The 14,381-nt window shown below is 71.2% G+C and carries 10 protein-coding genes; 7 read left to right on the top strand and 3 right to left on the bottom strand.

Translation table 11 applies throughout. From position 1 onward, the window contains the following. Positions 1 to 577: 577 nt before the first annotated feature. The 3 genes from PYR72_RS01625 (at position 578) to PYR72_RS01615 (ending at position 7,491) form a co-directional block, all read left to right on the top strand. A complete protein-coding gene (locus PYR72_RS01625) occupies positions 578 to 4,309 on the top strand; it encodes a helix-turn-helix domain-containing protein (RefSeq protein ID WP_275453466.1) in 3,732 nt (1,243 codons plus the stop codon). A gap of 402 nt (positions 4,310 to 4,711) precedes the next feature. Beyond that, positions 4,712 to 5,452 (top strand): ribosome-inactivating family protein, encoded by a 741-nt coding sequence (locus tag PYR72_RS01620; protein WP_275453465.1) that lies wholly within the window; start codon positions 4,712 to 4,714, stop codon positions 5,450 to 5,452. 32 nt (positions 5,453 to 5,484) lie between these two features. Next, positions 5,485 to 7,491 (top strand): bifunctional glycosyltransferase 87/phosphatase PAP2 family protein, encoded by a 2,007-nt coding sequence (locus PYR72_RS01615; protein ID WP_275453464.1) that lies wholly within the window; start codon positions 5,485 to 5,487, stop codon positions 7,489 to 7,491. Between the two features lie 226 nt (positions 7,492 to 7,717). On the opposite strand, the gene PYR72_RS01610 is transcribed toward PYR72_RS01615, so the two are convergent. The 3 genes from PYR72_RS01610 to PYR72_RS01600 all read right to left on the bottom strand — a co-directional run bounded on the left by PYR72_RS01610 (position 7,718) and on the right by PYR72_RS01600 (position 10,015). Then, entirely contained in the window at positions 7,718 to 8,332 is a 615-nt protein-coding gene (locus PYR72_RS01610) for a hypothetical protein (protein WP_275453463.1), read from the bottom strand. After that, positions 8,329 to 8,916 carry a sigma-70 family RNA polymerase sigma factor gene (locus tag PYR72_RS01605; protein ID WP_275453462.1) on the bottom strand — a complete coding sequence of 196 codons (588 nt, stop codon included), beginning with the start codon at positions 8,914 to 8,916 and terminating at the stop codon, positions 8,329 to 8,331. Before PYR72_RS01605 ends, PYR72_RS01610 begins: the two co-directional genes overlap by 4 nt. A gap of 253 nt (positions 8,917 to 9,169) precedes the next feature. Then, a complete protein-coding gene (locus tag PYR72_RS01600) occupies positions 9,170 to 10,015 on the bottom strand; it encodes an NAD(P)H-binding protein (RefSeq protein WP_275453461.1) in 846 nt (281 codons plus the stop codon). Positions 10,016 to 10,095: 80 nt separating this feature from the next. Here PYR72_RS01600 and PYR72_RS01595 point away from each other — a divergent pair, with 80 nt between their 5' ends. The 4 genes from PYR72_RS01595 (at position 10,096) to PYR72_RS01580 (ending at position 13,901) form a co-directional block, all read left to right on the top strand. Then, positions 10,096 to 11,040, top strand: a complete 945-nt coding sequence (locus PYR72_RS01595; RefSeq protein ID WP_275453460.1) for an AraC family transcriptional regulator — start codon at positions 10,096 to 10,098, stop codon at positions 11,038 to 11,040. Between the two features lie 264 nt (positions 11,041 to 11,304). Next, positions 11,305 to 12,093 carry a hypothetical protein gene (locus PYR72_RS01590; RefSeq protein WP_275453459.1) on the top strand — a complete coding sequence of 263 codons (789 nt, stop codon included), beginning with the start codon at positions 11,305 to 11,307 and terminating at the stop codon, positions 12,091 to 12,093. 231 nt (positions 12,094 to 12,324) lie between these two features. Beyond that, positions 12,325 to 12,762 carry an NfeD family protein gene (locus PYR72_RS01585; RefSeq protein ID WP_275453458.1) on the top strand — a complete coding sequence of 146 codons (438 nt, stop codon included), beginning with the start codon at positions 12,325 to 12,327 and terminating at the stop codon, positions 12,760 to 12,762. A gap of 29 nt (positions 12,763 to 12,791) precedes the next feature. Further along, complete coding sequence (locus PYR72_RS01580) at positions 12,792 to 13,901, top strand: SPFH domain-containing protein (protein ID WP_275453457.1); 1,110 nt, start codon at positions 12,792 to 12,794, stop codon at positions 13,899 to 13,901. Positions 13,902 to 14,381 lie beyond the last annotated feature (480 nt).

The following is a 14,381-nucleotide window of genomic DNA, read 5'->3' as shown; positions in this document are numbered from 1 at the left end:
CCGCCACGGGTGGCGATGTGCTGACTGCCTGTCATACGGCCGTATGCGCGGCGGGAGAGTACGTGACCGCGTGATGCGGCCCGTCCAGGGCCAGTGCCGGGCCGGGCCGGGCGGAGGCTTCGCCGACGCCGGTCGGCTCACGAGTTGCCCGGCCGGGGTGAGAAGGCGCAGACGCGGTCGGGGGCTCCCGGCACCTGGCCTCTCCGGCGGATTCGGCTCCGGGAATCGCCAGGGTCGCAGCGATGCAGCGATGCGCCCTCCGCGACCGGCTCATGCGGTACGGCGGCCTCGGCGCGCCGGTGTGCCACCGCGCGTGAGCCGTCGTCGTACGCGCGGATGCCTGCCCCACCCACGGGCGGGGCTTGGCCCACGGAGCACACCCAGGGCGGTGGCCCGGCGCGGGCCGCTTGTCGCGGGTGCCCGGCGCAGGCCGAAGCCGGCCCTTCCGAGCGCCACCGCCTCCCTGAGCCACAGGTGAACGTCACAGTCGGAAAGGGTTTTCGCCCGTGGGAGACGAAACGTACCTTGGGCTGCTGATCAGCTTGTAGTTCTTGCGTGGGCGAAAGAGGCTTCACCGATGGGGCGTCCCGAACTCCCGGTCGACCCGGCCGCCGGTCCGGTGCAGCGGCTCGCGCATGATCTCCGGGAGCTGCGCCGTTCGACGGGTGGCGTGTCGTACCGGGCCATGGCGGAGAAGGCCGGCTTCTCGGTGACGACGCTGGCGAAGGCCGCGAGCGGCGAGCGACTGCCGTCGCTGGCCGTGCTCCAGGCGTATGTCCGGGCATGCGGCGCGGACCCCGACGCCTGGGAGGCGCGGTGGGCGGAGGCCGAGACGCTGGCAGGGGAGGAGCGGCAGGAGGACGCCGACACCACCCCGCCCTATCGCGGCCTGGCGCGCTTCGAGGCGGACGACCGTGAGCTGTTCTTCGGCCGGGACCGGCTCATCGACGAGCTGAGCGAGCTGGCGTGCGGGTCCCCCTTCGCCGTGGTGTTCGGGGCCTCCGGCAGCGGCAAATCCTCCCTGTTGCGGGCCGGTCTGATTCCGCTGCTGCAGGAGAAGGCCGCGCAGCAGGGACGTAAGGCGGTGCTCCGGATCCTCACTCCAGGAGACCGGCCCGCCACCACCTATGGTCATCTGCTGACACCGGAGGCCGACGATCCCGAGTGCTGGGTGGTGGTGGATCAGTTCGAGGAGGTCTTCACCCTCTGCCGCGAGCGCGCCGAACGGGACCGCTTCCTCGACCTCCTGCTCGCCGCGCGCGACCCGGGCAGCCGGCTGCGCGTGCTCATCGCCGTACGGTCCGACTTCTACGCACGGTGCGCCGAGCACCCGCGGCTGGCGGAGGCACTGCACGGCAGCGGCCTCCTGGTCGGGCCCATGACCGCGGACGGGCTCCGTGAGGCGGTGATCGGTCCCGCGCAGGCGGCCGGGCTCATCGTGGAGCGGACACTGACCGCCCGGCTCGTCGAGGACGTGCTCGACGAGCCGGGCGGGCTGCCGATGCTGTCCCACGCGCTGCTGGAGACCTGGCGGCGGCGGAAGGGACGGATGCTGACCCTGGCCGCGTACGAAGCATCCGGCGGGGTGCGCGGCGCGATCGCCGCCAGCGCCGAGGAAGCGTACGGCGAACTCTCGCCGACGCAGGCGCACGCCGCCCGGCATCTGCTCCTGCGGATGGTCGAGCCCGGCCAGGGCAACGCCGACACCCGCCGCCCGCTCAGCTGGGAGGAAGTGGCCGGGTGGGAGGACCCCGACGCGCGGGCCGTCGCCGGGAGGCTGGCCCGGGCCCGGCTGCTGACCACCGACGACGACGGGGTGCAGCTCGCCCACGAGGCGCTCATCACCGGCTGGCCGAGGCTGCGCGAGTGGATCGACGCGGACCGGGAGCGGCTGCGCCACCACCGACAGCTGACCGACGCCGCCCGCACCTGGCTGGAGCACGACCGCGACCCGGGCACGCTCTACCGGGGCACCCGCCTGGCGCGGGCCGAGGAACTGTTCGCGGACGACGACGGCGGCCACGACGGTCTGACGTCGGAGGAGACGGCCTTCCTGGTCGCCGCGGCGCAGCAGCGTGCGGCGGAGGAACGGGCCGCCACCCGGGCCCGCCGCCGCAGCCGCACGCTCACGGTCTCGCTCTGCGCCCTGCTGGCGGTGGCCGTCGTCGTCGGTCTGACCGCCGTACGGCTGCGCCAGGACAGCGAGAAGCAGACCACCGACACGGCGGCCCGCCGGGTGGCCGCGGTCGCCGAAGCGCTGCGCACCACCGACCCGCGCATCGCGATGCTGCTCGGTGTCGCGGCGTGGCGCACGTCCCCGCTGCCGGAGTCCCGCCGCGCCCTCCTCGGCGCACTGGCCCAGCGCGAACTGGGCACCTTCACCGATCCGGCGCCCGGCTCCACTCCCGAGCGGATGCTGGACGACTCCGGGCGCTCGCTGCTCAGCGTCGAGGGGGGAACCTGGCGGACATGGGATGTCGATACGCACCGGCGTATCGCCTCCGGGCCGGCACCTCGGGGAACGCTGCTGGGCGCAACTCCCGGCGGCCGGGTGCTCGCCATCCTGGGCGCCGAAGGGGTCCGCCGACTGTGGGACACCCGCGCGAGGCGCTGGATCGGAGCCCCCGTGCCGCCCGCGGACGTCGTGAGGTTCGGAGCCGGTGGCCGGCATTACCTGGTGTCGATTTCGGCTGACGCCCGGGCCGAGCTCCGCTCCCTGACGGACGGCCGTCCGGTCTTCCGGACCCCCTCGGCAGGCCGGGGGGAGCGGCTCGCCGACGTGGCGGCCGACGACGGCCGGCTGCTGGCCGTCTGCCCGATCGGCAAGGCCCCGCAGGTCTGGGACACCGTCGCACGCACCACCCGGTCCGGTGCCTGGACGAGTGCTCGTGGCGTCTGCGGCGACCGCACGTCCCTCTCGCTGGCCGACGGCCGCCTCCTCGCCCTCAGCGGCGACCGGGCGCGGGTCTGGGACACCGAGTCGGGGCGTCGGCTCGCCGACCTCAGGGATCCTGGCGCCTTCCGTGCCGTCATGAGTCCGGACGGCTCGTTCCTGGCGACCGGCGGTGGCCAGGAGGTCAGAGTGTGGCGTCTGTCCACGCCCACCGCACCCGTTTTCCGGCACTCCCTGAACAACGAGTCGCTGTCCGATCTCGGCTGGGACCCCTCGCGGCCGCTGCTGAGGTACCTCGAAGGCGGCACGGTCCACACCCTCGACCTCACCACCACCCTCACCCGTGCCTGGCGCACCAGACCGCTCACCGACATACGGATCAGCCCCGACGGCAGGACGCTCGCCACCGTCGAGCGCATCGGTGACCGCTACGTCTTCCAGCTCCGGAACACGCGCGACGGCAGGGTGCTGCGCACCTTGCCGCCCTCGGCACGTCCCGTCCCGGTCAACCGAGAGCTGGCCAACTCCATCGACCTCACGCACCCTCTGCTGGCCTTCAGCCCCGACAGCCGCGCGCTCGCGTACGGGGTCTCCGACCCCGGTGTGGAGACGGCTCCCCAGCGTCTGACCGTCTGGGATCTGACCGCCGGGCGTACGAAGGGCACGGTGGACGTGGCCACGACGGCGGCCGCCGCGCCCACGGACGCGATCGCCCTGGGACCGGGCGGCCGAACGCTCCTCACCGCACGGGGAACCCTGGACGGCATCGTCAACGAGAAGTGGGACACCACGCGGCAGCGGAGGACGGCGCTCCTGCCCGGCCCGGGCGGCGGTCACCCGGCCGTCAGCCCGGACGGCGGGCTCCTCGTGACCGACAACCGCCTGGTCCGAGGGGGCCGGTCCCACGCCCAGGACCTCGTCCAGCACGACGACATCGGAGCGATCGCCTTCGCCCCCGACGGCTCCACCATGGCGGCCGGCGACGCGACAGGGCGGGTGGCCCTCTGGGACGGTGACCTCCGGCACCGAGCGGGGATCCTCAGGAACGTCTTTCCGGGGCCCGTCGATCAGTCCTCCGACCTGGCCGAGACGATCACGGCTCTCGCGTTCAGTCCGGACGGTCGCACGCTCGCCGTGGGCGGAGACGGGGGCACCGTCCAGCTCTGGGACGTCGCGACCCAACAACCCCTCGGCCCCTCCCTGCCCACCCCTGGTGAGAGCATCGACACGCTCGCCTTCAGCCCGGACAGCACCATGCTGTATGCGGGCAGCCCGCACGTCCCGCTCCAGCGCTACGTCGTGGATCCTGACCGAGCGGTGTCCCTCGTCTGCTCCCGTGCAGGGAACACGGAGCTGACCCGTGCGCAGTGGCGGACCCATATTCCGGACCGGCCCTATCGGCGGGTCTGTCCCTGATCCTCGTCGGCCGCGGATCAGGGAAGCAGCCGGGCGGTCCCGCAGTCCTGACGCACGCTGCCGTGCCCGTGCCTGTGCCCGTGCCCGTACGCGTGCCCGGGTCGCCGCCGGCAGGCCGGCCTGGGCGTCCGCCAGATGTTCCTCATGACGTCGATACCGAGCCGGGCCGGTCCATGCCGGAGTCGCGCTACGTGGCGGGGTCCGCGCCCCCGTCGCTCGCGCGGACTCGCACGCGTTCGCCTACGGGACGCCAGAGCGGGCTCGGTTATCGCGCATATCGGTACGAACAACGCAGAATTCGATGCTCCGGAGTTGTACGCGGCGGTGGAGGGGGCCTGCCAAACAACCTTCCGGCTGTGAGCGTGAGCAAGATCGCTGCACGTCGAACCACCGGAGCACCTCATGCCCACCAGCGTCCTCATCACGGTCGCCCTCTCCGTCCTTCTCGGGATTCTGGTGATCTTTCTTCCGCTCGGGGGCGCCGACGCATCGGCATCGACGACGGCGGACCGTACGAAGACGGCCGAGACGGCCGAGACGGCCGAGACGGCCGAGACGGCCGACGGTCAGAGAAACGCTGACTTCCCACAGGTCCACTGGGACCTCAACCGGGGCTCGGGCGCCTATCTGGCCATGCTGGACCACCTGCGGAACCTCGCGGAGACCTCCGCACAGGGCCTCAGGGGTTTCGCCGGCATCGTGATCAGCTGTGACAACGACACCCCAACGGTGCATGCGGTCGTACGGCTCAGCGACTTCCGCGTCGTGCGGTTCTTCTCCGACACCCCGTCCGACATCGTCCTGAAGCTCACCTCCGACGTCGCCCACGGGGACGACGCCACCGATGACGACGGGTTCCTCGGCAAGGAGGGCTACGACACCCTCGCCCGCGTCGCGAACCAGCCGCTGACCTCCGTCAATCTGAGCCGGTCCAGCCTCGAGAACAGCCTCGGGGATCTCGGCTTTCGCGGCATCGACCGCACCGCTCAGGCACGCGGCATGCTGCGGTACCTCATCGCCATCAGCGAGGCCTCCCGCTTGAGCCCCATCGCCCAGTGCATCGCGAGCGGCCTGGACAACCGGTCCGACGTCTTCCTGACCGTGCAGCAGGTGGGCCTGATGCGCAACCGGGACAGATGCTGACGGCAGGCGTATCGGCAGTTGGCGGGGTCACGATGGGTCGGCGAACAGGGCGGGAAGGGCGACGGGGCGTGGCGAACGCGGATCAGACCGGACGGGGCGGTGCCGTCGGTGCGGGTGCGGCGGTGGGCCGGTTGGGGACGGTACGGGCCGTGCTGTGGCTGGTCGCCGCGGTCCTGGCGGTGCGGCAGGTCGCCGTCGCGCTGGGCACACCGAAGGGTGAGCGGCTCACGGACCTGACCCGGTTCACGGGCACCCCGTTCAGCGGCCTCGTCCTCGTGCCCTCGACCTCTGCGGGCGAACAGGCTCTGGGTTGGGGCTGGACCTTCGGCACGCTGTTGCTGGTGGTCTGTCTGGGTCTGGTCGCCGCCCGTGCTCTGCCCGGGCCCGTCACCCGCCGCACCGCTCTGCTGGCGGCTCCGGTGGCGATCACCTTGCTGATGCTGTCGCTGCCGGTGCGCAACACGCTGTATCTGGGTCAGACCAGTGTCCTGCCGGTCCTGCTGGTCCTGGTGGGCTGTTTCCTGGTGCGGGGCGAGCGCGCGGGCGGTGTCTGTGTGGGGCTCGCCGCGGCGTTCCAGCCGACGGTGCTGCTGTTCGTGGTGCTGCTGTGGTTCACCGACCGCCGGCGCGCCGCGGTGAGCACCGGGATCACGTTCGCCGCCGCCACGGCACTGGCCTGGGTGGCGCTGCCGCACGACTCCTACACCTACTGGGTGCACCATCTGGCCGGTGTCGGTCTCGGCGGCCGGGCTGACGACCTCGCCAACCAGTCCCTGCACGGCGCCCTGCTCCGCTTCGGCCTCACCGGCCCGGCGGAGATCGCCCTCTTCCTCACGCTGGCCGCCGCGGTCGCCGTCCTGGGCATGCGGCGGGCCGTCCACTACGCCCGCGACGGGCAGCTCCTGCTCGCCGTCGCGATCACCGGCTGCGTCGTGGTCGCCGTCTCACCGACGTCCTGGCAGCACCAGCTGCTGTGGGTGCTGCTGAGCGTGGTCGGCCGGGTCGGCACCAAGCAGTCCTCACGCTACGCATGGCCGGTCGCGGTCGTCCTGGTGATGACACTGCCCGCGAAGATGATGGTGCCGAACGCGGCCGTCCTGCAGCCGCTGCGCGACAACGTGGTCCTGCTGGCGGCGCTGGCCGCCGCGCTGGTGGTGCCGTTCCTGTCCCGGACCTCGCAGTACTACCGCACCCCGGTTCCCACCCGGTACGCCCCGAAGCCGCGGACGCGTTTCCGCTGGGCTCCGCTGCTGCGGCGGGTGGCCACCCGGCCGAACCTGCTGCTGGAGCTGCTGCTGATCCGGGTCACGTATGCGGCTTATCAGCGCACGCGGCTGGAGGCCACGGGCAGCCGGGCCGCCGCGGAGGAGCACGCCGGGCAGATCCTCGCGGTGGAGAAGGTGCTGTTCCTGGATGTCGAGCACTGGTTCAACCACACGGTCGTCCAGATCGGCTGGCTGCGGGGTTTCTTCGACTTCTACTACACCTCGTTCCACTTCGTGGTCCCGCTGACGGTCCTCGGCCTCCTGTACTGGCGGCGTCCGGCGGACTACCGCTGGGCCCGCACGGCGATCGGTTTCACCACGGTGCTGGCGCTGGTGGGGTTCTTCTTCTATCCGCTGGCGCCGCCGCGGCTGATGCCCGGTCTCGGGATCATCGACACGATCCATGGTGTCCAGGACTTCTCCCGTCCGGACTACGGCAGGCTGACGGAGGTGGCCAACCAGTACGCGGCGATGCCGTCGCTGCATTTCGGGTGGTCGTTGTGGTGCGGGCTGACGATCGCGATCGTCGCGCCGAGGGTGTGGATGAAGGTGCTGGGTCTGCTGCATCCCTTCTTCACGGTCCTGGCGATCGTGGCGACGGGCAATCACTGGGTCCTCGACGCGGCCGGCGGCGCGGTCGTGGTCGGCGCGGGCTTCGCCCTCACCTACCTCCTGACAGGGCCGCGAACAGCGCTGGGCAAGGACGACAGGAAGGCGGACGAGGGGGTCCCGCGGACCGCTGTAAGCGGCCCGCCCGATCCCGTCCGCGGTTGACCGTCGGCCGGGTTGGGTGCGGTGGTGTTGTGGTGGTGTCGTCCATCAGGCTCCTTGGCCGCTACTACGGGGGCCGCTGGTCCAGGTCGGCTGTGACGGCGTCCGAGCGGGATGCCAGCCTTCTAGGTACCCCTGGGTGCACCGGGGCGAGCGGTGGGCTTACGGGCTCCACCACCCGGAGCGCCCTGGACCGCCGTCACTCGTCATCCGGTTCGAACCGTCGGTTTCAGCCGCCCGCCACGGGCTTGGAGCCGATGGCCGCGCAGGCCGCCTTCTTCGTCGCGTAGCCGTCCGCGGGATAGATGACCGGCCCACCGAGTTTCTTGCGGCCGTCGGTGGCGGAGGACTCGCCGTGGTCGGGCTGCGCGTTGGGGTGGTAGCAGGCAGCGAACCGGGTCGGCTTGGGGTACTGGGGCGTGGTGCCCGGTGCGGACTGGTTCCACAGTCGGTCCCAGGCCACGGCGCAGGAACGCGTCGCGTCCTGCGGGTCGAAATCCTTCATGTCTTTGAGCGGCAGCTGGCTCAGGTCCGCCTCCGGCGACAGCGTGCGCGCACAGAAGACATCGCGCCCGCCCTCGCTCCAAGGCCCGAGAGTGGCTACGGCAGCAGTGGTGGCACCGCCCAGGAGGACGGCCGTGACCGCACCCACCAGGAACAGATGCCGGCGCCTGCCTGCACCGGTCGTGCCGCGCGGCTGCTCGGTACGTCGCAGGATGTCGCCCAGGACGGCCTGGCCGTCGGCGGATGCCGCCCAGCCATCGGTGTCGACGTCGGAGGGTCGCAGGGCTCGGATGGCGGCGAGGTCGGGGCCCCGGCCGTGCTGGGTGCGGGTCGGCTTCATGCTGACTCCCTGTGGGTGAGGCGGGGCTGGGGAAGGGCGCCTTGGGTCTTCTGCGCGTGGACCGCAGGGGGCAGCGCTGCCCTGAACCGTTTGCGTGCTCGGTGCAGGCGCACAGCGAAGGCGGGGGCCGTACAGCCCAGGACGACGGCCGCCTGCCTGGCCGTCAGGCCGTACCAGGCACTCAGCACGAGTACCTCCCGGTCCTGCTCCGACAACGCCGACAGCGCGGCGGCCACTTCGGCACGTGCCCCTATGGTGTCCGCGATCTCCGAGGTCTCCGGTCGGTCGGCCATCACCGCCAGACGCGCGGTCAACGCGTGGTGCCGCCGGTCGGACCGCACACGGTTGGCGAGCAGCCGCCGGGCCGAGGCGAGTAGCCACGGCAAGGCATCGTCGGGCACGGACCCGGACTTGCGCCAGGCCAGCACGAAGGTCTCCGACAGGATGTCCTGAGCTGTCTCCCTGTCCGTACGGTGCAGCAGATACGCCAGGACCCGATCGGCATGAGCCGTATACAGAGCTTCCAGGTCCCGGTGCCCTGCCGGGTCACCGTACTCCCCAGCGGTCGTTCGTCGTCGTCTCACAGGGCCTCCATGTTCCGTCCCTCAGTGGCCGTCAATGGGGAGATGTACGGCCGGGCCGGATCTCTTACAGCCTCTCCGCACCCAGCCCCGTCGCGGGGCTGTAACCGGGCACTTCCGGCCGCCACTCCTCACGCCGTGCACGCCATCGGCGAACGCGTCTTCGCCGCGCTCACGCACGGCAGCCGGAACGGACAGCCGTAGGTGATAGTTGCAGCGCAGAGCCGATGCGGCCCGCGCCGTGCTGTGGGCCGTTTCAAGCCGGCCAGCCGCCTTGGGTGGCAGTGGACGTGGCGAATTCGGTGAAGGTCCGTGGTGGGCGGCGGAGGGCGCGCTGGACGCCGTCGGAGACGTACGCGTCAGTGCCCTTTCTGAGCGGTTCGATGACGTCCGCGAAGGCTTCGGCGTCCGGCAACGGCAACCCCTGCTGAACGAGTTCGGCGACATAGTCCTCGACGCGGAGCGGTGTGTAGCGGATTGCGCGGCCGGTGGCCTCGGAGATCGTGGCGGCTGCCTCGGCCAGTGTCACTGCCTGGGGGCCGGACAGCTCGTAGGTGTGCCCCACGTGGTGGTCCTGGGTCAGTGCGGCGACCGCCACCGCGGCGATGTCCTCGGCATCGACGAAGCTGGCTGCTCCGTCACCGGCGGGCAGCCGCAGCTCACCGGCGCGGACGGCATCGGCGAAGAAGCCCTCGCTGAAGTTCTGCGCGAACCAGCCCGGCCTGCTGATCGTCCACTCCAGACCGCTTTCGCGTACGGCGGCCTCGCTGTCGAGGAGCCCCGGGAGGATGCCGCTGCTGTCCTGTGCGTAGTCCGGGTCGTCGATGCCGCGTCCCGAGGCCAGTACGACCCGCCGTACCCCGTGCCGCACTGCCCGCTCGATGAAGGGGCGGACGAGCATCGTGCCGTCCAACTGCACGATGTACATGGCCCGCACGTCCTGCAGAGCGGCATTCCAGGTGCCGCTGTCGGTCCAGTCGAAGGGGTGCTCGCCGTTGCGGGCCGCCGCGCGAACCGCCAGCCCCTTGGCGCGCAGTTGCCTGACGACGCGGCGGCCGGACTTCCCCGTCGCGCCGGTGACAAGGATGGGATGTTCAGACATGACCCCAGTGAACCGGCCGAAGTGGAGACGATCCATGGTCGGGAAGCTCTGCTTGATGTCCAGGCGTCTACGCTGTCGGCATGGATGCGGTGTCGGAGCTGTTGGCAGAGGTACGGGCGCGTGGCGCCGTCTTCCGGCAGACGATCATGCGACCGCCCTGGGCTCTGCGCATGGCCAGCGGCGCCCCACTCACGCTGGCCACCATGGTGCGCGGCCGAGGTTGGATCGTTCCCGAGCAGCATGAGCCGGTGCCCATCGGGGTCGGCGACATCGCCGTCATCCGGGGCGACGCTCCCTACACGGTGGCCGACGACCCCGCGAGCACGCCCTCACAGGTGGTGACCAGCGCGGACTACTGCCCGACGGCCGAGGGCCTCGAGCACTTCTCCGGGTACGCCCGAACCTGCGGAACACCGGCTGAGGGGGCCGTCGTTCTGGTCAGCGGAGCCTTCGAGCGCCGGGGAGAACTCAGCGAACGACTCCTGGGGGCCCTGCCTCCCGTGCTGGTGGTGCCGGTCAGTCACAGCCTCTTCCCCTCAGTGGAGTCGGTGGCCGAGGAGATCGCCCAGGACCGGCCGGGGCAGCAGCTCGTGCTGGACCGGCTGCTGGACCTGATGCTGGTCTCCGCGCTGCGCGGCTGGTTCGACAGCCCGGACACCGATGCCCCGGCCTGGTGCCGCGCACTGGGTGACCCGGTCGTGGGTACCGCGCTGCGGCTGCTGCACGGCGCACCCTCCCATCCGTGGACGGTGGCGGACCTTGCGACCAGGGTGGGGGTGTCGCGGGCAGCGCTCGCCCGGCGGTTCACCGCCCTGGTCGGCGAACCGCCGATGACTTATCTCGCCGACTGGCGGATCACCTTGGCCGCGGATCTACTGCGGGAGACCGACCATACGGTGGGCACGATCGCACGCAAGGTCGGTTACGCCAACGCCTTCGCCCTGAGCGTGGCCTTCAAGAGGCTGCGCGGTACACGTCCCAGCGACCACCGGAACTCACAACCACCCCAGTGGCGGGCCGGATGAGCCCTGCTCCATGCCCCGTCCGGTGCGCTGGAACTCGGGACTCGGCGCCGGAGCACGGTCATGGCGTTCAGACCCCTTTGGTGGGGCGACTGAGCGGATCCGGCACGGTCTTGAGGAGCCGTCACGGCAGGTCACTGGTGGAGCGTCTTCCCCGCTCTGGACGACGTGCTCGGTCTGGATCTGCCCTGCCGGCAGTCCGGGGCGTGGACGGTGAGGGACGGCCGCACGTTAGAGTGCGGTTCTTCGGCGGGTTGGGGGCATGGCATGTGGCAGCGGGGGATGTGGGCGGCCGTGTTCGGCGCGGCCCTGATGGTCCTCGTCGGCTGCGGTTCCGAGACCGCCGACCCCGCTGAGGAGGCGACAGGCTCGACCGCGGCCTCCGCCTGGACACTGGCCGCTCCGATGCGCATCGACGGCGTCCGTACCGCCGACGGCGGCCGGTCTCTGGTCGTCGACTCCGAAGTGCCCGACGGGGCACGCGCGTGTGTGCGCCGCCTGCGCGGTGAGCTGGATACCGTCGAGCACGGCACGGTATACGTGAAGGTCACGTACGAGAGCCGTTCCCAGGACCAGGACTCGGGCTGCACCGGCACGCAGCGAGTCAGAGCGACGGTGAGGCTGAGCGAGCCTCTGGGCGCCCGCAAGGTCATGGTGAACAGCATGGACGTGTACACCCCCGTCGGTGCCACGCCACCCGCCCTGCGGCGGTGCGGTGAGAACGGCTGCGACCCCACGCCGCCGCGCTGCACCTCGTCCTCGTACCGGCAGGCGGTCAACGACACGGACATCCCCGAGCACACGAGCTGGGAGGAACGCGGCTGCGACGGCACGTGGCTGGTGCTGGACCTGTCGACCCGGATGGGGCCGGCGTGCGGTGAAGCCGGTGACGGATGCTCCTCCTCTGTCTCCCAGCGCTGGTTCTACCGGGCGGCGTCCTCGGGCTGGCGGCCGGTCGCCACGAACGGCGACGCGGGGTGCGCCGGGATCCACGAACTCCAGCCGGATGTGCCCGAGCACCTCTGTGCGTCGCTGCCGCGGCTCGCCCGCGACTGATCCCCCGAGCCTGCGGCTCGATTCACCGACCCGGCGCGAGTTGCCGCCCCGAAGCAGGGCAGGCGGCTCGTGTGACCAAGTCCCGCCCACCACCTGAGCACTCTCTGGGCGGTTGCCACGCCGATCAGGGCACGCCCCTCCACCGCGTAGGAACCACGGTTGCCGTGTCTGTCTGTCCGGCCTTCCGGAAGGTAGCTTGGTGGGAGAAAGCCCCTTAAGGAGGGCGATTCGATGCCGTGGTTGTTCTGGCTGGTCGCCGCCGCGGTGCTGGGCGCCGCGGAGTTCTTCACCCTGACCCTGGTCTTCGGGTTGCTGGCGGGCGCCGCGTTGGTCGCCGCCGTGGTCGCCGGTGTGGGCATCGGCCTTCTCGGTCAGCTCGTGGCCCTCGCGGCGGCCTCGGCGGCGGGTCTCCTGATCATGCGTCCTGTCGTGCTGCGGCACATGGCACAGCAGCCGCTCGTGCGGGACGGCACCGACGCGCTGATCGGCAAGCGGGCGGAGGTGATGCAGGAGGTCACCGCGACCCGTGGCCTGATCAGGCTCTCCGGCGAGGACTGGTCCGCCCGCGCCCTCGACGAAAGCCTTGTCATCCCGGTGGGAGCGCTGGTGGACGTCATGGAGATCGAAGGGGCCACGGCCATCGTCTACCCCCGCGAACTCCTTCCGTGAGCGGCTGAACACACAGCAACGGAGGCACTGTGGATCCCGTCGTCATCCCCCTCCTCGTCGCGGCCCTCGTCGTCGTCTTCCTCGTGGCTTCCAGCGTGCGGATCGTCCCGCAGGCGCGTCGCTACAACATCGAGCGGTTCGGACGGTACCGGCGGACACTGCAGCCCGGCCTGAACCTGGTCGTGCCGGTGGCGGACCGCATCAACACCAAGCTCGACGTGCGCGAGCAGGTCTATTCGTCCGACCCCAGGCCGGTGATCACCGAGGACAACCTCGTGGTGAACATCGACACCGTGCTCTACTACCAGATCACCGATCCGCGGGCGGCGGCCTACGAGGTCGCCGACTACCTCCAGGCGATCGATCAGCTCACCGTGACCACGCTCCGCAACGTCATCGGCAGCATGGACCTGGAGGAGACGCTCACCTCGCGCGAGGAGATCAACTCCCGGCTCCGCGCCGTCCTCGACGACGCCACCGGCAAGTGGGGCATCCGGGTCAACCGCGTCGAGATCAAGGCCATCGATCCGCCGGCCACCATCAAGGAGGCGATGGAGAAGCAGATGCGGGCCGAGCGTGACAAGCGGGCGGCCATCCTGCATGCCGAGGGGGAGCGGCAGGCCAAGATCCTCACCGCCGAGGGCACGAAGCAGAAGGACATCCTGGAGGCCCAGGGTGCGCAACAGGCCATGATCCTGCGGGCGGACGGTGAGGCCAAGGCGGTGGAACTCGTCTTCCAGGCCGTCCATCGCAACAACGCCGACCCGAAGGTGCTGGCCTACAAGTACCTGGAGACGCTCCCGCACCTGGCCAGCAGCGACAACAACACGTTCTGGGTGATCCCGGGGGAGCTGACCGAGGCGGTCCGCACCGTCACCCGAGCCTTCGGTGACGAGTCGACGACGGTCACACCGACCCCCGGGCAGCCCGAGAAAGCGGCTCCTGCCGACGATCGCGACATCCCGGACGACATCCGGGCTCCACAGCTGGAGGCGGGCTCCCTGGTGTCCCTAGACGCCGCTGCCGCGGCGGACGAGGCCGGGAAGCAGGCCGCCGCGGCGGTCAGCGACGCCAAGGCGGAGGCCGAGGCGGCGAAGCCGGCCCAGGCGCCCCGCCGGGCATGGACATCTGACGATTGAGCCGCCTGGAGGGGCGGACACGGGCAAGGTAGGCGGCGAGGGGAGCACACGACCGAGGTCTCGATGCCGGGCACCAGCAGGTGTCCGGCATCCGGACTGCGGAGCTGGGTCGAGCTCGCGTCACGGGGTTGACCGTGGGGTGTGCATGCGCATGTCCTTGGAGCCGCCACGCGCTTTCCGGCTTTCCTGTGCACCGTCCCGCTCGTGGCGTACGCGGCCACGCCGGCGTACGCGGCACGAACGCCGCCAGGAGCCTCACTGAGGTGGACGCGTTGGTCGGCTTGCGGGTGCCGTGGGTAACACCGGTATGCAGTCGGACGGTTGGCTGTCCGGGCCCGCCGCCTGACCGGGCGGTGCCGTTCCGCCGGTCGGCGGGGTGGTGCCTGCCGGTCGGCGGGGGCGCTACCGAAGCCTGCCGGGTGGTCTGCCTCGGGGAGGCACCGAAGGAGGGCTTGCCATGCTCGCTCTCAGGGGACGCGG

This window comes from Streptomyces sp. VNUA24 (assembly GCF_029167005.1).
In the GTDB taxonomy this organism is placed as follows: Bacteria; Actinomycetota; Actinomycetes; order Streptomycetales; family Streptomycetaceae; genus Streptomyces; species Streptomyces scabiei.
Note: the sequence above shows the minus strand (reverse complement) of the source record. Positions and strands in the feature narration are given on the sequence as shown.